This is a genomic window from Pantoea sp. SGAir0184, from assembly GCF_043544755.1.
Window position 1 is genome coordinate 1,892,678 of the sequence record NZ_CP028050.1, and the last position, 20,271, is coordinate 1,912,948.

Annotated in this window: 30 protein-coding genes and 1 tRNA gene; 22 read left to right on the forward strand and 9 right to left on the reverse strand. The window is 53.6% G+C overall.

What is annotated here, in order from left to right; genetic code table 11:
- Positions 1-14: 14 nt before the first annotated feature.
- From C1N60_RS08750 to C1N60_RS08790, 9 genes are all read right to left on the reverse strand, one after another.
- A complete protein-coding gene (locus C1N60_RS08750; RefSeq protein WP_394521666.1) occupies positions 15-359 on the reverse strand; it encodes a hypothetical protein in 345 nt (114 codons plus the stop codon).
- On the reverse strand, positions 360-1,115 hold the full coding sequence (locus tag C1N60_RS08755) for a hypothetical protein (RefSeq protein ID WP_394521667.1): 756 nt from the start codon (positions 1,113-1,115) through the stop codon (positions 360-362).
- Positions 1,115-1,723, reverse strand: a complete 609-nt coding sequence (locus tag C1N60_RS08760) for a hypothetical protein (RefSeq protein ID WP_394521668.1) — start codon at positions 1,721-1,723, stop codon at positions 1,115-1,117. Before C1N60_RS08760 ends, C1N60_RS08755 begins: the two co-directional genes overlap by 1 nt.
- Positions 1,720-2,727: a phosphoadenosine phosphosulfate reductase domain-containing protein gene (locus C1N60_RS08765; protein ID WP_394521746.1), complete on the reverse strand. Its 1,008-nt coding sequence runs from the start codon at positions 2,725-2,727 to the stop codon at positions 1,720-1,722. Before C1N60_RS08765 ends, C1N60_RS08760 begins: the two co-directional genes overlap by 4 nt.
- Complete coding sequence (locus C1N60_RS08770; protein ID WP_394521669.1) at positions 2,727-3,254, reverse strand: hypothetical protein; 528 nt, start codon at positions 3,252-3,254, stop codon at positions 2,727-2,729. Before C1N60_RS08770 ends, C1N60_RS08765 begins: the two co-directional genes overlap by 1 nt.
- A 10-nt stretch (positions 3,255-3,264) precedes the next feature.
- Complete coding sequence (locus C1N60_RS08775) at positions 3,265-3,426, reverse strand: DUF1317 family protein (RefSeq protein ID WP_346818392.1); 162 nt, start codon at positions 3,424-3,426, stop codon at positions 3,265-3,267.
- Position 3,427: 1 nt separating this feature from the next.
- The gene (locus C1N60_RS08780; protein ID WP_394521670.1) at positions 3,428-4,225 is read right to left on the reverse strand and encodes a hypothetical protein; all 798 of its coding nucleotides are present in this window, start codon (positions 4,223-4,225) and stop codon (positions 3,428-3,430) included.
- A 965-nt stretch (positions 4,226-5,190) separates the two neighbouring features.
- Entirely contained in the window at positions 5,191-5,346 is a 156-nt protein-coding gene (locus tag C1N60_RS08785; protein ID WP_394521671.1) for a hypothetical protein, read from the reverse strand.
- Positions 5,347-5,449: 103 nt separating this feature from the next.
- Positions 5,450-6,118 carry a LexA family protein gene (locus C1N60_RS08790; protein ID WP_394521672.1) on the reverse strand — a complete coding sequence of 223 codons (669 nt, stop codon included), beginning with the start codon at positions 6,116-6,118 and terminating at the stop codon, positions 5,450-5,452.
- A gap of 85 nt (positions 6,119-6,203) precedes the next feature.
- Between C1N60_RS08790 and C1N60_RS08795 the strand changes: the two genes are divergently transcribed.
- The 22 genes from C1N60_RS08795 (at position 6,204) to C1N60_RS08900 (ending at position 20,269) form a co-directional block, all read left to right on the forward strand.
- Entirely contained in the window at positions 6,204-6,431 is a 228-nt protein-coding gene (locus C1N60_RS08795; RefSeq protein ID WP_394521673.1) for a transcriptional regulator, read from the forward strand.
- 19 nt (positions 6,432-6,450) lie between these two features.
- Positions 6,451-6,984: a YmfL family putative regulatory protein gene (locus C1N60_RS08800; RefSeq protein ID WP_394521674.1), complete on the forward strand. Its 534-nt coding sequence runs from the start codon at positions 6,451-6,453 to the stop codon at positions 6,982-6,984.
- 276 nt (positions 6,985-7,260) lie between these two features.
- Positions 7,261-7,443 (forward strand): DUF4222 domain-containing protein, encoded by a 183-nt coding sequence (locus C1N60_RS08805; RefSeq protein WP_394521675.1) that lies wholly within the window; start codon positions 7,261-7,263, stop codon positions 7,441-7,443.
- Entirely contained in the window at positions 7,440-8,333 is an 894-nt protein-coding gene (locus C1N60_RS08810; RefSeq protein ID WP_394521676.1) for a replication protein, read from the forward strand. The genes C1N60_RS08805 and C1N60_RS08810 overlap by 4 nt, the downstream gene beginning before the upstream one ends.
- A gap of 2 nt (positions 8,334-8,335) precedes the next feature.
- Positions 8,336-8,746, forward strand: coding sequence for a MarR family transcriptional regulator (locus tag C1N60_RS08815; protein ID WP_394521677.1), 411 nt, complete (start codon positions 8,336-8,338; stop codon positions 8,744-8,746).
- A complete protein-coding gene (locus C1N60_RS08820) occupies positions 8,743-8,865 on the forward strand; it encodes a hypothetical protein (RefSeq protein ID WP_262257796.1) in 123 nt (40 codons plus the stop codon). Before C1N60_RS08815 ends, C1N60_RS08820 begins: the two co-directional genes overlap by 4 nt.
- Entirely contained in the window at positions 8,862-9,683 is an 822-nt protein-coding gene (locus tag C1N60_RS08825) for a ParB/RepB/Spo0J family partition protein (protein ID WP_394521678.1), read from the forward strand. The genes C1N60_RS08820 and C1N60_RS08825 overlap by 4 nt, the downstream gene beginning before the upstream one ends.
- A complete protein-coding gene (locus C1N60_RS08830) occupies positions 9,683-10,309 on the forward strand; it encodes an MT-A70 family methyltransferase (RefSeq protein ID WP_394521679.1) in 627 nt (208 codons plus the stop codon). The genes C1N60_RS08825 and C1N60_RS08830 overlap by 1 nt, the downstream gene beginning before the upstream one ends.
- On the forward strand, positions 10,306-10,785 hold the full coding sequence (locus tag C1N60_RS08835; RefSeq protein WP_394521680.1) for a hypothetical protein: 480 nt from the start codon (positions 10,306-10,308) through the stop codon (positions 10,783-10,785). Before C1N60_RS08830 ends, C1N60_RS08835 begins: the two co-directional genes overlap by 4 nt.
- The gene (locus C1N60_RS08840) at positions 10,782-11,153 is read left to right on the forward strand and encodes a RusA family crossover junction endodeoxyribonuclease (RefSeq protein ID WP_394521681.1); all 372 of its coding nucleotides are present in this window, start codon (positions 10,782-10,784) and stop codon (positions 11,151-11,153) included. The genes C1N60_RS08835 and C1N60_RS08840 overlap by 4 nt, the downstream gene beginning before the upstream one ends.
- 127 nt (positions 11,154-11,280) lie before the next feature.
- The gene (locus C1N60_RS08845) at positions 11,281-12,075 is read left to right on the forward strand and encodes a KilA-N domain-containing protein (protein WP_278707820.1); all 795 of its coding nucleotides are present in this window, start codon (positions 11,281-11,283) and stop codon (positions 12,073-12,075) included.
- Positions 12,076-12,082: 7 nt separating this feature from the next.
- Entirely contained in the window at positions 12,083-13,099 is a 1,017-nt protein-coding gene (locus C1N60_RS08850; RefSeq protein ID WP_394521682.1) for a DUF968 domain-containing protein, read from the forward strand.
- Positions 13,080-13,931 (forward strand): antitermination protein Q, encoded by an 852-nt coding sequence (locus C1N60_RS08855; protein ID WP_394521683.1) that lies wholly within the window; start codon positions 13,080-13,082, stop codon positions 13,929-13,931. Before C1N60_RS08850 ends, C1N60_RS08855 begins: the two co-directional genes overlap by 20 nt.
- Positions 13,932-14,171: 240 nt before the next feature.
- Positions 14,172-14,247, forward strand: a tRNA-Ile gene (locus C1N60_RS08860).
- A 189-nt stretch (positions 14,248-14,436) separates the two neighbouring features.
- Positions 14,437-14,799 carry a phage holin, lambda family gene (locus C1N60_RS08865; protein ID WP_282955365.1) on the forward strand — a complete coding sequence of 121 codons (363 nt, stop codon included), beginning with the start codon at positions 14,437-14,439 and terminating at the stop codon, positions 14,797-14,799.
- Complete coding sequence (locus C1N60_RS08870) at positions 14,783-15,415, forward strand: glycoside hydrolase family 19 protein (protein ID WP_394521684.1); 633 nt, start codon at positions 14,783-14,785, stop codon at positions 15,413-15,415. Before C1N60_RS08865 ends, C1N60_RS08870 begins: the two co-directional genes overlap by 17 nt.
- Positions 15,403-15,876 (forward strand): coiled-coil domain-containing protein, encoded by a 474-nt coding sequence (locus C1N60_RS08875; protein WP_394521685.1) that lies wholly within the window; start codon positions 15,403-15,405, stop codon positions 15,874-15,876. The genes C1N60_RS08870 and C1N60_RS08875 overlap by 13 nt, the downstream gene beginning before the upstream one ends.
- Positions 15,877-16,074: 198 nt before the next feature.
- The gene (locus C1N60_RS08880; RefSeq protein WP_394521686.1) at positions 16,075-16,299 is read left to right on the forward strand and encodes a hypothetical protein; all 225 of its coding nucleotides are present in this window, start codon (positions 16,075-16,077) and stop codon (positions 16,297-16,299) included.
- Positions 16,300-16,339: 40 nt separating this feature from the next.
- Positions 16,340-16,681: an HNH endonuclease gene (locus tag C1N60_RS08885; RefSeq protein ID WP_282955457.1), complete on the forward strand. Its 342-nt coding sequence runs from the start codon at positions 16,340-16,342 to the stop codon at positions 16,679-16,681.
- A 117-nt stretch (positions 16,682-16,798) separates the two neighbouring features.
- Positions 16,799-17,266 carry a phage terminase small subunit P27 family gene (locus C1N60_RS08890; protein ID WP_119177142.1) on the forward strand — a complete coding sequence of 156 codons (468 nt, stop codon included), beginning with the start codon at positions 16,799-16,801 and terminating at the stop codon, positions 17,264-17,266.
- Positions 17,220-18,965, forward strand: a complete 1,746-nt coding sequence (locus tag C1N60_RS08895) for a terminase large subunit (protein WP_394521687.1) — start codon at positions 17,220-17,222, stop codon at positions 18,963-18,965. Before C1N60_RS08890 ends, C1N60_RS08895 begins: the two co-directional genes overlap by 47 nt.
- A complete protein-coding gene (locus C1N60_RS08900) occupies positions 18,965-20,269 on the forward strand; it encodes a phage portal protein (protein WP_394521688.1) in 1,305 nt (434 codons plus the stop codon). Before C1N60_RS08895 ends, C1N60_RS08900 begins: the two co-directional genes overlap by 1 nt.
- The last annotated feature ends 2 nt before the right edge of the window (positions 20,270-20,271 follow it).

The following is a 20,271-nucleotide window of genomic DNA, read 5'->3' on the forward strand; positions in this document are numbered from 1 at the left end:
CCCTTCGTGACATGTCACGGTAAAATATTCAGTTTGGTCTCATGCCAGCCGCCATTAACCCAGCAGGCGGCTTCACCTTTGCAGGGACAATCCTGCACTGGCAGCTGATCACCACAGCGGCCACATTCACGCTTACCCAGCTCTGCGATTAATTGCTGCAGCTCACCATTATCTTTCCGGATTAGCAGGGTGATATATTCGCTGAGGTCATAGGGTTCGCGCCCTGGGCGACGAGCGGCGCAGTTCTGCGCCAGCATCGTTACTTCCTGTGCATCGAGCACCAGTTTAATCTTTGTCACACCGGCGGCGGCCTGCCGGGCGCGCTGCGCTGCTTTGCGTTCGGCTGGGGATTTAGGCATTTAAACCTCCAGAGACATCTGTAGTGAGATACGGTCACGCTGTTCGCAATATGAAAGCGTACCCGGACTGTTTTGCGACTCAATGCGCTCTACTAACAACGCTGCGCGCGTCTCTTTGGATGCCGGCGCGTATGCTCCTGACCAGGCTTTATCGATACCAATGTTTCTGGCAACGTTGGTGCTGTCTGCGCTGGCCAGAGGCAGTTTCGTAAATATCAGCGGATTAAGCATGCGCAGGCCGTGAAGTTTGGCGATGGGTTGCCCATAATCGTCAGTGACGTGCCGGATCAGGTCTTTCATGCGCGTTACGGCAAGGTTTGGCCGTTTCACGTCATATTCTCCGCAGCTTCCGATCGCCACCCGGGGATACTCATTACAAAGCCTGATAAAGCGCTCATCACTCTCGTTCATGTGCCAGACGGGGACGCCATAGAAATCACCGTGCGGCCACTCATCCAATAGCGCTTCGTTCTCTGCTTCTCCGCCGTCAATAACGTCGGGGATGATTGCAAAATCGAAACCGGGATGATTTCTCCAGCGCGCCACGAACTCGTAATAATCGGCCCAGTCTATTTTGTTTCTGCCAGCTGCTTTCCACGCAGTAAACGCACCATTGTCCAAAGCGAATGACTGGCAAACTTCAGACGCCAGCCCGAGCTGCTCAGGATGGGCAAACGATATGAAAGCATGTTTCCCGCGCCATGCTTTCAATGCGGCAAGGTCAGGGGTAATCGGCCCGCCGTGATAGTGGATCATCACTCCACCTCCACGCGCTTAAACTCAATGACCCAAACCCACGGGTTAGCCTGCCAGCTGTCAGCGCCGTAGATTGACGACCACAAACGAGCGTATACGTCCCTCGCAGAATCTCCGCTGCGCATATCCGCTGTGCTGCAACCCTCAGCAATAGCATCTATATCGCTGATATCCTGCAACCGCTCCACACGCACGCCGGTAATCTCCAGCGTTATTCGTGAATACTTGCGGCGCATATGAATAGAAGGCGTCCATTTCATTGGGTCCGGCTTGCCGTTGCAGTCATATAAACGCACCGCGTCAGGCTTAGATGCGCGATAAACAACCTGTTCGTGAGGGGAGCCTCCAACAGAGCGGATTGAAAATCCGAAAGTCTCACGCACCCACAGGCGATCACCTACTGCACCGAACGGGCACCATTCTCGGTAGTAACTTTGGCTGTTTTCATGCTGGTAGCCGGACTCAAGCGGATAGCACTCACCAATGGCGGCAGCGGTATCGATCATCTTGAGTTGCCGCGGCGTCAACATGCGCCGCGTCTGTGTCTTGCTGCCATCCAGAACTGCACGAACCATTTCGGCGTTGAAAATCATTCCGCGCTCTTTCATTCGCATACTCCTGCATAAACGCTATTACAGAGAGTTTTATCATCCGCTTCTGCAAGCAGGTCGAACTGTGCCCCTCCGCGAGTAGTCATCGCCCAATCGCGATAGGTCTCTATGCCGAATTTATCAACGGTAATCACTTCAATTCTTCGTTCAGCCCTGCGTGGGTCATGAGTAGATGGAAAAAACGTTGAATTGCCACGGCGCGAGCAAGCCGCCACAAGTTTTTCCCATTCTGCAACCCTGGCTACTTCCTCCGGCCAGCGGCTAAAAATTTCTGCAAGCTCACTTTTGCGTGCATGAATGCATGGCATACAACCGACACGGCTGCATCCCTGCAGGTAAAGCGGGTTAGGTTTAATGCCGTGCCTTTTTGCCAGGGCAAAAACTTCATCATGGGTCCATTTCAGGATGGGTCGATAGATAGCAAGACGCGGTCCAATATCCATTCCTTCTTCCCATTCAGCCAGGGCTGCGCGAGCCGGGGATTCTTGGGCGCGGACACCTTGCCATGAAATCACTTTGGTACCCGATTCGATCAGCGGCTCGACTACCTGAACTTTTATTGGCTCGTGCTTCAGTTCGAAAGTACAAAAGCGCGCTTTAGTGGAGGGAAAACGGCCTTTCCACATACATAAATCAAGGAACGGGTTACCAGTCGCACTAAGTAATGACAGGGCTCGTTCGATTGCCTCCGCAGCTTGGTCTGAAGACATTCCACATTCTTCAGTCAGTGAAATTGGCCATTTTTCAGCTATGAATTTGCGCTTATTTTCAATGCGCCGAGAGAAGTCAGCTTTGACCCGTTGTATATTCCCCAGCTTACTTTCGAGATAATCCAGGTACTCCATTGTTTGAGGATGTTCGTGACCGGTATCCGCAAATACAGGTAAATGTGTGGCTCCGTTTTCGATAGCTAAAAGCCATTGAGCCAGACTGTCTTTACCACCCGAGATGCTAACCAGATTCATAGCGTTCTGCTCGAAACAGCGAGGGTCGAGAGCCATCACACACCATCCATACCGGCATTGCCGGCGCGGAGCTGGGCGATCTGGTTATCTATTCGCTCTTTAATTTCATCATGAACAATACCTCCTGCTTTAGATGCGTCGTGATATGCCCCAATCTCGCTAAGCACTCGGCCAACGTCACGGAGTGATTTGCGCCAGAGTGATGCAACTGCATCCGCCCGCACCGCGTTCAGGTAAGCGTCAGTGGCTGGTGTTTTTAGCGCCTGCAATGCGTCATAAAGAAGAGACTCAGCCGGGTTAATTGAGTTCTGCACTGCGTGGTAACCAGCTGCGCTGTATTGTCCAATCAGTCGACCGATGATGTTGCAGCTGATCGGGTTTTCAGCCGCAAGCTGATCCCGCTGCTTACATGCTTCAGCAGCAGCTGCCAGCGCAACATCGAGCCGAGTTGCCAGCGCACTGACCATCTTCGCCATATCGATCTGCGGCGTATCTGCGCTGATATTGGCTGCGAACTGATGGCCTGCAGCGACCAGCTCTTTGTTTGATAAATTCTTCTGCATGCTGGTGGCCTCAGTGGATTGAACGTGGCGCGTTATTCAGGCGCTCAGCGGCGTTCTGCGCGGTTATTGGGTTTTTAATTACGGCGCCATCAGGCATTAACCAGCCGCCCAAAATTACGCTGTAGGGAAGGGTGACAATCCCGACAGTGATGTTGTCATTTGGCTTCTGCATATCAGTACGCCCCCGGGTAATAAATCTCGTCAGCGTCGTCGCAATCCAGAACGAGCAGGCTATCCCCGTAATACAGCGCGCCCACCAGACGTTCGAAGTCGGAACGGAACTGATGCACTTTTTTGCCAAGAGCGTCGCCATCAAGTGCGCCGGAGAATAGGCGCCAGACAGCCTTTCCATCGTGCAGCACGTCAACCGTCACACGGTCTTCGTAATTTGTCTCTTTGGTAAAATACAGGTTATTAGCGAACTGGAACGCGTGGTTCTTACTGCGAGACCGGGTGCTATAGCTGCTGCTCTGCTCCGGCTCTTTTTCCAGTCCGACCATGAATGAGCCATAGTCGCTGTAAGCCATGAGCACTGCTGGAGATTCCCATCCTTCCTGAGTCGCTTCTTCTTCGTGTTCTTTGACAAACGCAGCCCAGAGGTCAGACGCCTTAATGTACTTCGGCACCTCGTGCGATTTCACAAACTCCAGCACATGCTCGCGCATTGAAGTTACCAGGCGCTCAGATACGGCATTACCTTCCCACGTTGAGGCCAGTTCCTTCGCCATTAGCAAGTTGTAGCGTGGCAAATCAACCAGCTCGCTAATGTTGGCTGGTAGCGCGCCCTCCAGAGCCTTCTTTACCGCCTTCGGGAATTCACCCCAGCGGAACGTGTCTTTGATGGCCTCTTCATACAGGCTCGTGACATGCTTGCGCACCATGTCAGCAAATTCAGGTGATTTTTCGAACTCCGCGCAATGGGCTGCAATAGCTGATGCTAAGCTGTTGGCAATATTTTTCTCGTTGCTCATTTGTTTCTCCACACGAATTCAGGTTGATGAAATCCCTTGCCGGTAATGGCAATAAATCGAAGGGATTAAACGTAAATGGCTGGTGGGTCTCTGCACTGACCCACAGCCGCGCTCTCCACACTTGAAAGAAGTTGTGATGCCGGGTGCCTCCCGGAGCTCTGGCAGAACGGGCAACATCCAGAGCGGCGACTTTAGACTTGAAGCATCGCACGATTGGAATATGTGGATGCCGGTTCTGCCGCGCTCGCACTTGGCGCCATCACCACAACGGAAAAAGAGCGGTCCGCCTCCACCATACTTTGCCTGCTACCATTGGGATTGGTTACTTCAGCAGTCGGAGAATTCAGTTTTTCACGCCCACGCTCTTTCCGTTGTGTGCTGACCTCCCAGCCAGCTTGGTTCGGGTAACACGCAATCACGTGGTTTACGAACTGGCAGACTTTTTCGGTGCTGCCCCCGGTTGTGGTGGCCGGTACTGATCTCCGGCATCTAGGAAAGTGTGTCAGCTATCGGAGGTTCGCTTACCACACATCGCGCATCAGCCTGCGCATTCACCACAACGGAAAGAGCACTGTCAGGGCGCCTCCGGCGCTATACCCGCCATCGGCCAATGCTCTCGCCTGTTGCGCGCCGGTTACCGCTCCGGCTCTGTCTCGCTTTTTGCTTACAGAAGATTGCGTTGTGGCGGCTGGTGACAACGTATCCAGCTCAGTGGCGCGGTGTTTTTCATCGTAGCCGCCCGTACCTTCCGCGTTCGATCAATCCATATGCTCGCTTAGAACGTCTCGCCTGCTTATCAATCTCAACCGTTTGACGGTCATCATCCGTCATTCACCACAACGAAAAGGGCACTTACTCCACGTCTCTAAAGCGTCCGAAAACACCCGCTTTGCAAATACCCTTATCGTTATGAAAAAGGGCGGTTTACCTGAAACAGAGGGAAAAGGTAGCCGCCAATCTCCCCACTAAAACGACGTCCTGAATGGTGCTGGTGCATCATTGAGTTCAACCGTCATCACGCCGGAGTCGGCATCACAGATCAGCTCAGCTGCAGGAAACAGACGCAGGAAGGTGATCAGGTTCTGAATGCTGGTGTCGGCCATGTGTTTAATCATCTTCATGCTATGTACCTATGCGGTTCTGATGAAACTTATTATGTACCTTCAGGGTACATTGTCAAGCATAAAAAAACCTGCCGAAGCAGGTAAATTTTTTGGGATAATTTTAGCGGTGAAATCTTCGAGGCTTCCCAGAGAAGATGACCGTACCTATTAGAGAGCAATTGCCGTCAATTTTTACGTATGGCTCAGGCCAGTCTCTGTTCAGTGCTTTCAGATATTTGCTGTTACCATCTTCAATGAGCCTCTTAAAAGTGGTTTCACCAGTCTCAATCATCAACGCTATAACATCATCACCATGGACTGGAGCAACTTCAGGGTCTACAAAAATCATCTCACCTTGCTTGTACTCATCGATCATGGACTCACCAATGACACGTAAAATGTAAGTCATCGGCCCACAAGGTACGGGGCAAGGGTAAGTTTCTGCAACGCTCATATCCACCTCTGAAAAACCGATCTCTGTCCATGCTCCGGCTTGCACCCAAGAAATAACCGGGACCATCTGAATTTTTAGTTCAGTATCCATTACATCTTTTGGTGCTGCAACGTTGGTGGTCTGATGCTCCTGATCAAGCCAGCCTTGAGGTAGGTCGAAACACTTTTCAATGTGGCGAGCCATATCTTCGCCAATATTCTTGCTCGCATTTTCGCCAAGAAAACGACTCGTTTGAGTTGGCTCGCGCTCAATCATATTGGCGAAGTAGGAGTTACCACCCACCCCGTCACGCAGTTTCCTGGCGTTATCACGCCGTATTTCATTAATGGTTTTCATCTGCTCATTAGATTCCATGTACCAAAAAGGTACAAGTACCTTGCGGGTTCAATTCATTCGTGTATTATGTGCCCAGGAGGTACATATGAAACGATTTTGGGATTCACTTTCTCAAGAAGAACGCTCTCATTTAGCCAGCAAAGTTGGTTATAGCGCTGGCTATCTGAGGCTTGTCTTTACCGGCCATAAAAAGGCCGGATTCATACTGGCGCAACGGTTGGAAGTAGAAACGAAAGGGGAGGTTACACGTTCAGAACTCAGACCTGATATCTACTCCGGAAATAATTCTACCGCGGCGTCTAAAAAATTTTAACTACCTTAAGGAAATCAAGATGGTAGCCACATTAAACGAAGCCGTTAGCCAGATGTGTAAGTCATTACCGCATGGGCGGAATGGTATGGCGGCCGCGCTGGGCATGACGATTGACCAGTTCAATAACCGACTGCACCGCAAATGCAACAGCCTGTTTTTCACAGTTGATGATCTGATGCGGATGGAAGAAATCTCCGGCACATCGCTCATGGCTGAATTTTTCGCTAATCGCCACGGCTTAACGCTGGTGGACATTTCAGCGGTGAATGACGTCGATAAGGTCGAGCTGTTCGACATTGAGATGCGTGCCAATGCAGCAGCTGGAGAGCTGGCGATCGCAAAGCAGATGGCGGCGGAGGACGGGGTGATCGACCAGAAAGAGCTGAAGACGCTGTCGCGCCTGTTTCAGACCAAAGTGCGCCATCAGATTCACGGATTTCTCGGTTTTCTCGCGCTCTATGGCGCTGGTGTATCTGATCACTCGGTGGATTTGTTCATGGCTAACCGAAAAGCGGAGGTGGCTGGTGTTCAGCTTGAAGCGACAGAGATGTGAGGCGTCACGCCCCGTAAAGGGTGACGCCCGAAGTGTGCAGCTTCGGGCGTCGAGTGCAGTTAAATCAACGTGTGGAGATTCAACCTACATGAGCAGTTTAAGACAAAACTTGTATCGAGAGCAATTCCGTTGCCGTTTATCGGCTGGCGTTCTTGTCTATGAGCAAATCATACCGGCGGCTGGTGGGCCTAACAACTACCAGAAGACTGATCGGAAGGTAGTCGAAAAGGCCTGGGCAGATTTTTACACCCGGCCAGAAGGCAAGGCGGTGAGCTGATGGAAAACGAACACATTAAACCCTGGGTGGCGCGCTACAAAGATTCGCATGGTGTCGAGATTGAGACCATCGGCGTCGATGTAGTGAATCACCGCGTGATCTTCATGCGTTCAGGTTATCCGTATCCCTGCGCTCAGCCGCGCGAGCTGTGGGGCCGTAAGTTCAGGAAGGTAGCGCCATGAGCAATTTAATTTCACTGCTTGACCGGCCAATTGCCTATCAGGCCTGCTTTGTTCGCTTTGGCGGCGTAACTGGCGCGGTCTTACTCTCTCAGCTTGTCTACTGGCATAACCGGATGGACGGTGAATGGTTTTATAAAACGCAGAGTGAAATCAAGGCAGAAACCGGCCTGTCGCGCGAAGAGCAGGAAACAGCGCGCCGCAGGCTTATCTCTGCCGGAGTCATCGAGGAAGAGCGGCGTGGAGTGCCGGCAAAACTCTTTTTCCGCGTTAAAGCTGATCACCTGGAATCGCTTCTTTTACAGAATGCGGGAAAGCCGCAATCCAGTATGCGGGATTCCCGCATTCAAGAAAGCGCCAATGCCGCAGACAAGATTGCGGAAAAGCCGCAGGCAAGTTTGCGGGAAACCCTCTCGCCAGCGTGCGGGAATCCCGCATTCATTCATACAGTAGATTACCAAGAGACTACTACAGAGATTACTACAGAGACTGTACGTCAGGCTGCGCCTGCCCATCAGCCGCAAATCGATTACGCAGCGATTGTGGGTTCTTATCACGAAATCCTCACGGACATGCCACGTGTCGCTGAATTCACTGACGCTCGCCGCGATAAGGTCCGGACGTTCTGGCGGAAGTTTGATTTCACACAGGAGCGCTGGATGGCGTATCTGCGCTACATCGCCAGGAACTGCCGCTGGATGTGTGAAAACCGGCCTGACAAGACATCCGGGCGCACCTGGCGCAAAAAAAACTTCGACTACCTGATCACTGAGCGTTGCTATCTCGCGGTGAAAGAGGAGCGCGCTAACGATCTTCCTAAATCCGGTTCGGTCAGGGATATCACGGTCTTGCCGTCCGCTAACTACGACATTCCCCAAGGCTTCAGGGGGTAACGATGAACACTGAAACTTTGATTCTGACTCACCTGATGCTGCATAGCGGGCAGAAGCCGGGCCAGATTGCCGAGGCGGTTGGACGCTCTGTCAGCACCGTTAAGAGTTCGCTTCAGGCTCTGACCACGAACGGCGATGTCTGGTATGACGCTGAAGCGCGCTATTACGCCGCTGAAGAAATGGGCCAGTGCGATGAGGCATACGCAACGCTGAGCGACAAAGCGCTGACCCTGCAGGACAAAAACCTCTGGTACCGCGCGGCGCGCGTTTGGCTTGAAGCTCATGACGCTACCCTGCGCCCCGGCCTACGCCAGAAAGCGATCATCTGCCGTGCGCAGTGCATCAAGCGCGGGAACAGCATGGCACCGAAGCCATTGCCTGATCCGCTGATTATGGGGAATAAGCGCCGATGATAGCTGCCATCAAACGCCATTACTGGCGTAACGAGGATTTTTACCGTGGCGCGCGCATCGCGGCGCTGATGATTACCGGATTGATTATTGCCCTGGCACTGGAGCTGCAACTCAAATGACAACTTTATCTCTGATTTACAAAGACAAAGACCAGAAAGGCACCAACATCACCACGCGCAAAACCTACCTGCTGGGCGTGGACGAACTCTACATCGAGCCAGGCTACAACGTTCGCGACATTGACCAGCAGCACGTTGAAGAGTTTCGCGATGCGTTCATTGCTGGCGAGCACGTGCCGCCGCTGATGGTGCAGGTGACAGAGCAGGGCATGAAAGTCATCGACGGTCACCACCGCTGGCACGGCGCGAAGCTGGCGCAGGCGGCGGGCCACGACATTCGGCTGGAGTGCAAAGACTTCGTCGGCAGCGAAGCCGATCGCATTGCGTTCATGGTAACCAGCAGTCAGGGCCGCGCGCTGGAACCGCTGGAGCGTGCAGCAGCGTATCAGCGTCTGGTTAATCAGGGCTGGGAACCGGCTGAAATCGCGAAGAAGGTTAAGCGCTCAGTGGCTGACGTTGATCACCACCTCGCGCTGCTGACCGTGGGTGATGGCCTGATCGAAATGGTGAAAAACAAAGAGGTCGCGGCAACTACTGCGGTTGCGCTGGTGCGTGAGCATGGCATGCAGGCTGGGCGAGTTGCAAAAACGCAACTCGAAAAGGCAAAGGCGACCGGCAAGACCAAACTGACGCGCGCAGCAGCAATGCCACAATTCAGCGCAGCGCGCGCCCGTAAGCTGGTGGAGCTGATGACCGAGGCTGAACATACGACTGATCCGCAAGGCGAGAATGCGCTTTGGCTCCCTTCCGACACCATCCTGGAAGTGATGGCAATCGTTGCAGAGTTTCGCCAGCACCAGAGCGGGGAGGGCGCGTAATGCCATACCAACTCATTTACGCCGATCCGCCGTGGGCATACAACAACAGCGCCAGCAATGGCGCTGCTACTGACCACTACCAGACCATGTCTATGACCGATCTGAAGCGCCTGCCCGTGTGGGCGCTTGCCGAAGAAAACGCGGTGCTGGCGATGTGGTACACCGGCACCCACAACCAGGAGGCGCGGGAGCTGGCGGAAGCGTGGGGCTTTCGTGTGCGCACGATGAAGGGTTTCACCTGGGTTAAGCTGAACCAGCTGGCTGAGCAGCGTTTTAACCGCGCGCTGACGGAGCAAACGCTCCATGACTTTACCGACCTTCTGGAAATGCTCAACGCTGAAACCCGCATGAACGGCGGCAATCACACCCGCAGCAATACCGAGGATGTGCTGATAGCGACGCGCGGCGCCGGGCTGGAACGGGCCAGCGCATCGGTTAAGCAGGTGGTGTATTCATGCCTGGGCGAGCACAGCGCGAAGCCGTGGGAAGTGCGCCGCCGGCTAGAGCAGCTTTACGGTGACGTGTCACGCATTGAGTTATTCGCGCGAACCGCCGCTGCGGGCTGGGACTGCTGGGGCAACCAGTGTGACAGCAGCGTGCAACTGATCGCCGGGAGTGTGGCATGAAAAAATTAACCTCAGAGAAGTGTCAAAGTGTCATCGCCGGATTCAAATGGCTGACTGATGAAGGAATCGGCATGTCGATCCGCGATGGGTATGATCTGCAGGCATACGAGATTGCTTTGCAGGCACTGAAGCAGCCGACGGCGCAGTTCTTCATCGTCGAGCATGACAGTGGCTATGAAGTCGAAACCACGCTTCACGCCGCCATGGAGCGCCGGGCAGATTTTGGCGGCCGCATCTGGGCGCTTACCGGCAGCATCATGAAGCCCAAAACCGACACCTACCGGCAGATTGAAAATGATGACTGGATTGAGTGGGGTGGTGGGTCTGTTGCGCCAGTAACAGGACTGGTTGAGGTTAGGTGGAGCACGGGGTCAACGGACATAGGTGACGCCGGAGTTTGGAGATGGGAGCACTCTAAGTTCATGGTTAACCTGGTCGCCTATCGGGTGATTGAGAATGATGGGAGGGAGGGATGAAACTAACCCTGCCATTCCCTCCCAGCGTCAACACCTACTGGCGAAACACCAGGAAGGGAGTATTAATCAGCGCCTCCGGGCGCTCTTTCCGATCTAACGCGCTGGCGGACATCATGGAACAACTCCGCCGCATGCCTGAGCCGATTACAGTGAACGTGGCTGTTTCGGTAATTCTCTATCCGCCGGACAAGCGGCCACGCGACCTGGACAACTACCTGAAAGCAGCTTTCGACAGTCTGACGCATGCTGGGGTATGGGTAGACGACAAGCAGATTAAGCGGTTTGAAGTGGAGTGGGGACCGTTGACTAAAAGGGGTAAAACGGAAATCACTATAAATCCATACAGTGAAATCTGCAGCGATAGGTAAGAATTGTCTGTGCGGTTATGATGTTTTGGCGGCGAGGATGTGCAGAATTTTCGCCGCGGTGGTTGGTCCCGTTCGCGTGCAGGTGATGGGGCGGGACCTGTGAAAAATCAGTGTGGAGATTACCGATATGCATAATCAGCTTTTAGTGATTGATGATATTTCCGTTCGCCGTGACCAGACAGGTCGCTACTGCCTTAATGATTTTCATCGTGCTGCTGGTGGGCTTGATAAGCACAAGCCAGCCTTCTGGCTTCGCAATGAGCAAACTGAGCAATTAATCGCCGAGTTGCAAATTAGCAACTCGACCCACAGCGAACCGGTTAACACTATTCGCGGCGGCAGAGAGCAGGGTACTTACGTAAGTAAAGAGTTGGTCTACGCCTATGCCATGTGGATCAGCCCGGCATTCAACCTGAAGGTGATTCGCACATTCGATGCGATTGCCACCCAATCTGCAGCCCCAGCTTTCTCCGACCGCATTCAGGCCGGAGTAATCCTGCTGGAATCGGCAGCCAGAACGCTCAACCTGTCTAACTCATCAAAGCTGGGCGCTTACCACAAACTGCAGCAGGTGGCTGGCTTACCTGACCTGATGCCTCATTACGCTATCGACGCCCCTGCTGATGCGGTAGATGGTTCCAGCCGCCCGACGCAGTCACTTACCCAACTGCTGAAAATTCACGGTGTACGCCTTTCCGCCGGGCAGGTATACACGCAGCTGGCAAAGCTTGGCGTAACCGAGCAGAAAGTCCGCCCGAGCCGTTCAGGTGTTGGCGGTGTGAAACGCTTCTGGTCGTTGACGGCCAAAGGCTGCATGTACGGCAAAAATATCACCAGCCCGGCAAACCCACGCGAGACGCAGCCGCATTTCTTCGAGTCACGCTTTGCTGAACTGCTGCGCCTGCTTGAAACAGTGCACTGAGGTGTCAATGCGAGCATTACTTACACCAGAAGTGGCCCCGCGCACAGGCATTGTGCTGTTCAAACCCGGCAGCGATCTGATGTCCCTGTTTCGTGGCCGCGTGCTGATCACCGTTCCGCCTGGCGACATGGAAAATTTGCCATCCGGACGGATTAATGACAGCGCGCAGCCACTGCTCGATGATCAGCAACTGGCGGAATTCTTTGCCAGCGAAAGGGTGATCACCGCTGCCGGCGGCATGGTGGCGCTGAGAGGGTGGCTGGAGGGTGTCACATACTGCCAGTGCGAAACGGAAGACGGCTATCACTACCACGAACTGACAACGCTCGACGTTGGCACCGGGGCGATCAGCGTCTGTCACCATCATGACAATCTGCTGCGTAAGAACGGAGTACCGCAGTCACTGGAAGCCACAGCAGCAATCAACGTGGCCGCCTGGGTGATCAGCGCCGCCTGCAATCAGATGGGGCTTGGCCTTGATCACCTCATGACGCTGCCTGAGCTGTGCTGGTGGGCGTCACTGAGGGGAGTGATTGACCTCATACCCGAAGCGCCGGCGCGCGTGGTTCTGCGGATGAAGAAGGAATCGGTGCTGACCGGAGCCATTCGCGAAGCGGCCATTACCCCGGAGCGTTCAGGGCGTGAAATCCTGCAGGATGCCGGGGAAGTGGTTAAGCAGGTGATCACCCTGCAGGCGGACCCGGACTCACCTGAATCATTCATGGCGCGCCCGAAGCGTAAGCGCTGGGTAAACGAGAAGTACACGCGCTGGGTGAAAGCGCAGAGCTGCGCCTGCTGCAATAAGCCGGCAGATGATCCACATCACATCATTGGACATGGACAGGGAGGAATGGGGACAAAGGCACATGATTTATTCGTGATACCGCTGTGCAGAGCGCATCACGACGAGCTACATCGCTCACCGTCAGATTTTGAAGAGAAGTATGGCAGCCAGATAGAGCTGCTGTTCCGGTTCCTCGATCACGCGATTGCAGTCGGTGTGATTGGGTCAGATAAAAAATAAAGCGTGTGGAGTGAGTATGAAAATTGAATCAGCGCTGAAGCACTTCAGCCCGAAGAGTATGAATATCAGCGACACGTCGCGCGCCACGGCGTCAGATGCGCTGACGGGCAATGATGTAATGGGGGCCTTTGGCATGTGCCAGTCAAAATCACCGCTGGGTGTTGCCGCGGTTCTGGCGAAAGCCGGCGTTGGTGAAGAGGACAAGCGCCGCGCCGTGGAATACCTGATGGCCCATGCGCGACACACGGTTCCGCGTCTGATTGTGAAAGGCGCAGGGAAGCAGCTGCTGCCATGCCTGATGGTCATGTGTCAGCTGGCGTTCGAAGAATACACCCGTTCGGCTGCCACAGTTCACAGTTGCCCGGACTGCAAAGGTCGCGGCGTTATCAACGGCCTGGCTAACGTGATGGTGCGTCCCGGCTGCGGAGAAAAGACGCCGGCCAGATATCGGCTTGAAACTACTGAAGTACAGTGCGTGACATGTCACGGCAAAGGAACTATCAGTGCCCGCTGCCGGTGTAATGGTAGCGGGCGTGTGCGGGACATTGAGAAATCAAAGCTTCAGGGTACCGTTGTCGAAAAAGAGTGTGAGCGCTGCAGCGGTGCCGGGTTTCGCAGAAGCACTGGCACCCGGGCTTACAAAGTGATCAGCCAGCATCTTCCCGAGCTGCACGTGCGCACCTGGACGCGCAACTGGAAACCTTTCTTCGATTCGCTGGTGGCGAAGCTGGAAGCAGAAGAGAGCCACGCAGACAGTGTGTTTAAAATTGTGACGGGCAACGAATCGATGTCGTCAATTGCTGAATTATCGCAGCACGTTAATAACAAATAGCTTGCTTTTGTCCGAAAATGGATTATTATCTTTCTCATGGTGGGCGTGCTGCATACGAAACACCACCACCCGCAAAAGAACCCTGCCACCCGGCGGGGTTTTCTGTTTTAAATCCACACAATACCAAAGGCGCACGCGCATGACGGGCTCATTACCCAAACCATGCGGGGACTGCACATCCCTGCGCGCCTTTCATATTGTGGCGAAAACCTGAGCCTATCAGGATGCCTTAACGGACACGGCCCCTTAGCTCAGCGGTGAGAGCGACCGACTCATAATCGGCAGGTCGCTGGTTCAAATCCAGCAGGGGCCACCAGACAATCCCCGGTCATGACGATGACAGTAATTACCGCTTAGCGTCGGGGAATTATTCAAAAGCCAGCCTGAGAGCTGGTTTTTTCGTTTTTGCGCCCAGCCAATCAGCGACAGATGACCTTCACCGGAAGTGGCTGAGGCGCATTTTTAATTTCGACTACCTACGGCACCGACCAATCGGGAGGTGAGGATGAAACGCATGCCAGAAAAAGACCCGGGCTTTTGGGCGAGCCTGCTTGCCTGGCTGTATGCCCATAAAAACGAATCTGGCTATGCAGGTCTTGCCGGGGTGATGGCAATCCTGCGTGGCACGTACTACGGCAAAGATACGTGGCCGCGCCGCCTTCTGGACGCTGCCATGTGCAGTGTCTTCGCATTTTTTCTGCAACCAACGCTCCAGATTGCCGGTTCAGTTCTTAACTGGAACATCAGCACGGGAACAACACAGATTGTTGCAGTGTTTCTCGGCTTCCTCGGCGTTGACTGGCTCTCAACAAAACTGCGCCGGTTCATTGATAAGCGCATAGGGGATAGCAATGCTGACACCCAGTAACTTTCAGCGCGCGACCGGCGTATCTGATGCGCTCCGCGATAAGTGGTTTCCGCGCATAGCGGCCAGCATGAGTTCATTCGGCATCAACACGCCGCTGAGACAGGCCCACTTTCTGGCGCAGGTCGGCCATGAGTCCGCCGGATTCACGAAAGTTGAGGAAGGGCTGAATTACAGCGAGAACGCGCTGCTCGCCATGTTCGGCAAGCGCATCAATCCTGCTCAGGCTAAGGCGTATGGCCGCAATAACGATCACCCTGCCAATCAGCGGATGATTGCCAACATCATTTATGCGAACCGAAACGGGAATGGTGGCGTTGGTTCTGGTGATGGCTATCGCTATCGCGGGCGCGGCCTGATTCAAATTACCGGCAAAGCGAATTACGCAGCGCTGTCGGGTCAGCTTAGTGATGATGTGGTGGCTAATCCTGATTTGCTCACTGAAAACCTGCAGGCCGCGATGTCAGCAGCTGCATGGTGGAAGAATCACGGCTTAAACGAACTGGCAGACCAGGATGATGTTACCCGCATCACCCGGGTCATTAACGGTGGCACTAACGGTCTGGACGACAGGAAATCCCGCTTACTCAAAGCTAAGGGGATTCTATGTTCAACGTAATCGGCTTTATCCGAAACTATTCACACGTAATCATCATCGGCCTTATCTGCGTCTGCCTGTGGGGACTCAACGCGCGCAACTCACAGCTGTCAGCTACTAATGACAGGCTTGAACGTCTTGCTAACAGCAAAGACGAGCAGATAAACGACCTCCGCTCTAAAAATGACGACCTGGCCGCCAGCGTTAACGATCTGGTGAAAGCGGTAAATCAGCAGAACGCTGTAATGACTCAGGTAACAGAGCAGCGCGCCGTTACGGCAGAGCAGAACCGGAAACTTCAGAATGAAATTAAGCAATACCTCGCAGCTGATAAAAACGCTGCCGCTCCTGTGCCTGCTGATGCTGTTAAGCGGCTGCGGGACGCCGCGAAGTCAGCCAGTGGAGTACCGGACGATAAAACAGCCCCGGTTAAACCTACCAGCGGAACTGACAGGCCCGATAAAGGCACCGGAACCCGCTAGCGCTATGAGCTATGGCGATTCGGTTGAGTTGAACGTAGTGCTGTATGGCATTGTGGGGCAATGCAACATCGACCGTGCTGCTATCAGGAAAATAGAATCCTCCGACAAGGGATAACGGTTAGCCACGCTGTGAAGCGTCGCGACATCGGTTTATAATGTGGTGGCATTATTGCCATGTTGACAGCAAAGGAGATTGCCATGATTGTTGAACCGAAAGACTTTAAATTTGATGAGTTAACAGCTGCTGAATATGCCAATCCTAAAGCAACTGCACATTTTACTCCTGGCCCAGATGGGCATCACTTCAAATGGGAGTGGGAAGGAAACAGGCATGAACTGTTTATCTCAAAGGAAAAGCTGGTTTTTCCTGATTTGATACTTGAACAATTATTTGAAGCAGCCATTGCGATGGCAAAAAAATAACAGGAAGTCGCCTCCGGGCGGCTTTTTTATTGGAGTTAGTATGTCCGAGCCCCGCATCTACAATAGCCGCTGGGACAAAGCCAGACTGTCATTCCTCAAATCTCATCCTCTCTGTTTAATGTGCCAACGTCAGGGCAGAGCAGTTGCAGCAGCTGTCGTTGACCACATCAAGCCGCATAGGTTGAAAGAAGCAATCAACGGTGGCAAGCAGGATGAGATAGCAAAGGCTCAGAAACTTTTCTGGGACAAAGCCAACTGGCAGCCCCTTTGCAAACAGCACCACGACTCCACCAAGCAGCGCGAAGAAAAGCGCGGTCACATCATCGGGTGCGATGAGAACGGCCTGCCACTGGACCCACAGTCGCACTGGCGCAGGGGATAAAGCTCGGACACAAGGGGGAGGGCGGGTAAAGAGTTCAGGGGATAACGTATTCCTGACCGCCCGCCCCCCTTTTTGTGCACAACCGCGAAATGAAAAGTTTTTTTCTGGGAGGTTTTAATGGCCGGAAGACGACCAAAACCTACCCATCTGAAAGTTGTAACTGGTAATCCCGGCAAGCGCGCGCTCAATAAGAAAGAGCCTAAGCCCGCCCGTGAAATTCCAAGCCCGCCATCTCATCTGACCGACTGGGGAAAAACAGCCTGGGGCAAGCTCACTGTTCTTCTTGACGGTATGGGGGTGCTGACAGTTGCCGATACTCTGGCGCTCGAAAGGCTTTGTGATCTGTATGCGGAAATTCTTCAGCTGCGCCAGATAGTGGATATCGAAGGGCGTACTTACACGACCAAAACGCAGATGGGTGATTTTCTGATAAAGGCAAATCCGGCTGTTGCCATGCTGGCAGATGCCGATCGTCGTTTTAAAAGTTATTTAGTTGAATTTGGCCTGACACCGGCCGCGCGGTCAAAGGTAAACGCAGATGGTGGAGAAAAAGAAGAAGACCCGCTCAACGCATTCTTCGGCTGACCCTGCAACGCAGTATGCGCTGGACGTAAACAGCGGAAAGATTCTTGCTGGTCCGGATATTCGCGCCGCATGCGCCCGCCACATACGCGACCTGGAACACGGACAAACGCGCGGTCTCTTCTGGGACGTTGACGCGGTAACGCGCGTAATAAATTTTTTCGCTCAGGTGCTGAAACTTAACGGTGGTGAGCATGAGGGGAAGCCTTTCATTCTGCTGCCGTGGCAGTGTTTCATTGTTGGTTCGCTGTTTGGCTGGAAATCAGCAGACGGTACGCGCCGTTTTCGTATGAGCTACATCGAATCCGGCAAGGGTTCCGGTAAATCGCCGCTGGCGGGCGGGGTGGGTCTTTACCTGCTGATGGCTGATAAAGAGCCGCGCGCCGAAGTTTATGCGGCGGCCACAAAAAAAGACCAGGCGATGATTTTGTTTCGGGATGCCGTAACGATGGTCGACCAGTCTCCTGCATTGGCGCAGCGCATTACGAAATCCGGCACCGGCCTGAACGTATGGAACCTTGCATTTCTGCAGACCGGTTCCTTTTTCAAGCCAATCAGTTCTGATGATGGTCAGTCAGGACCTCGCCCGCATGGTGCGCTAATTGACGAAGTGCATGAGCACAAAACGAACGCCGTTGTTGAGATGATGCGCGCAGGCACAAAAGGCCGCCGTCAGGCGCTGATGTTCCTGATCACTAACAGTGGCCATGATAAAACCAGCGTCTGCTACGAGTACCATGAATATGGGCGAAAGGTTGCCGCCGGCGATCTGGAAGATGACAGTTTTTTCAGCTTCATCTGCTCGCTGGATGAAGGTGACGACCCATTCAAAGATGAGTCGTGCTGGGGAAAAGCAAATCCCTCTCTTGGGCATACATTCAGCGATAAGTACCTGCGTGAACAGGTGACGCAGGCTCGCGGCATGCCTTCAAAAGAGAGCATCGTCCGCCGCCTGAACTTTTGCCAGTGGGTGGAAGCGTCCGATCCGTGGATTGACAGCGACACCTGGATGAACTGCGAACAGGACTTTGACCCCGAAGATTTGGCGGGTGAAGAGTGCTATGGCGGGCTGGACCTGTCCGGTTCGCGTGACCTGACGGCACTGGCACTTTACTTCCCGAAATCCAAAAAGCTTTTAGTTGAGTTCTGGACGCCGAAAGACTCCCTTATGGAGAGGGCCAAAACTGACCACGTCCCATATGACGCCTGGCTACGTAATGGCTTTATTCACGCGCCGCCGGGCAAGGCGGTCAATTATGGTTTCGTGGCTGTTCGCATCGGTGAACTGGCGGCCAGATACGATATTAAGTGCATTGCATTTGACCAGTACCGTATTAAGTATCTGGAGCCTGAACTTGAAAGCGAGTCTGTAAGCGTTGACCTCATTCCGCACGGTCAGGGCTTTTATAAAGCGCAGGAGTCCGGATTGTGGATGCCGCGATCAATTGAGCTGTTTGAGGAGCATCTGAATAACCGGGTGCTGGTTATCCGGCCTAATCCCTGCCTGCGCTGGAATGCCGCCTCTGCGGTACTTGAAGCTGACCAGAAGGACAACCGCATATTTGCCAAAAAGAAAAGCACCGGCCGTATCGATGGCGTGGTGGCCTCAGCTATGGCAATCGGTGCAGCGGAAGATGCTGTTCTGATAGAGAGCGGCGATCCCGATGACTTTTTTGACGACCCGATCATGGTAGGTATCTGATGAAGGAAAAAAAACGGCCGGGCCGCATAAAAAGCGCGATAGTGAACTGGCTGGGTGAGTCGATTGGACTCAACGATGCCGCGTTCTGGCAGGAGTGGTACGGCACAAGCAGCAGCGGTAAAGTCGTTACAGCAGAGAAAGCGCTGGCGCTGGCCTCCGTGTGGGCCTGTGTGCGCCTGCTGAGCGAGTCGGTATCCACCTTGCCGATGAAAGTTTACGAGCGGTCGGCTGACGGCTCCCGCAAGCTGGCGTTGAATCATCCGGCTTATCAGCTGCTGTGCCGCCGGCCTAACAGCGAAATGACGCCATCACGATTTATGCTGATGGTTGTTGCCAGCATCTGCCTGCGCGGTAATGCCTACGTTGAGAAAAAGATGATCGGCCAGAAGCTGGTCTCTCTGGTGCCGCTCCTTCCTCAGTGCATGAAGGTGGAGCGACTTGACAGCGGCGAACTGCAGTACACATACACAGAGAAGGGCATGCCGCGCATTATCCCCGTTAAAAACATGATGCATATCCGGGGGTTTGGTCTGGATGGCGTCTGCGGAATGATGCCGATGCGCACCGGGCGTGACGTGTTTGGCGCCGCGATGGCAGTTGAGGAATCTGCAGCCAAGATTTTTGAAAATGGTATTCAGACGTCAGGCTTCTTTCTGTCAAAGAATCTGCTGACCAAAGAGCAGCGCCAGAAAAACCGCGAAAACCTTAACCGGTTCGTTGGTTCAAAAAACGCCGGTAAGGTGATGGTGCTTGAGGGTGATATGTCGTATCAGGGCATTACCCTTAACCCTGAAGATGCTCAGATGCTGGAGTCTCGGTCATTCAGCATTGAGGAAATCTGCCGCTGGTTCCGCGTGCCGCCATTTATGGTAGGTCACGTTAACAAGCAGAGCAGCTGGGCTTCAAGCGTTGAAGGCATGAATCTGCTGTTCCTGACCAATACGCTACGACCGATGCTGGTGAATATTGAGCAGGAGATTTCACGCTGCCTTCTCAACAGTGATGAAGACCTATTTGCTGAGTTCTCCGTCGAAGGTCTGCTGCGTGCTGACAGCGCCGGACGCTCAGCCTACTACACCACTGCCCTGCAAAATGGCTGGATGTCTCGCAATGACGTGCGCCGCCTGGAGAACCTGCCGCCTATTGAGGGTGGTGATATTTATACCGTACAGCTGAACCTAACCCCGCTTGAGGACCTGCGAAAAAACAGTAAAGCCGTAAACGCTAAGCTGCTGCGCGAAGTCCACGATGCTGTTTTCCCGGATATTCCTTTCGAAAAATCACCGCTTAAACAGGCGGCTTAGGA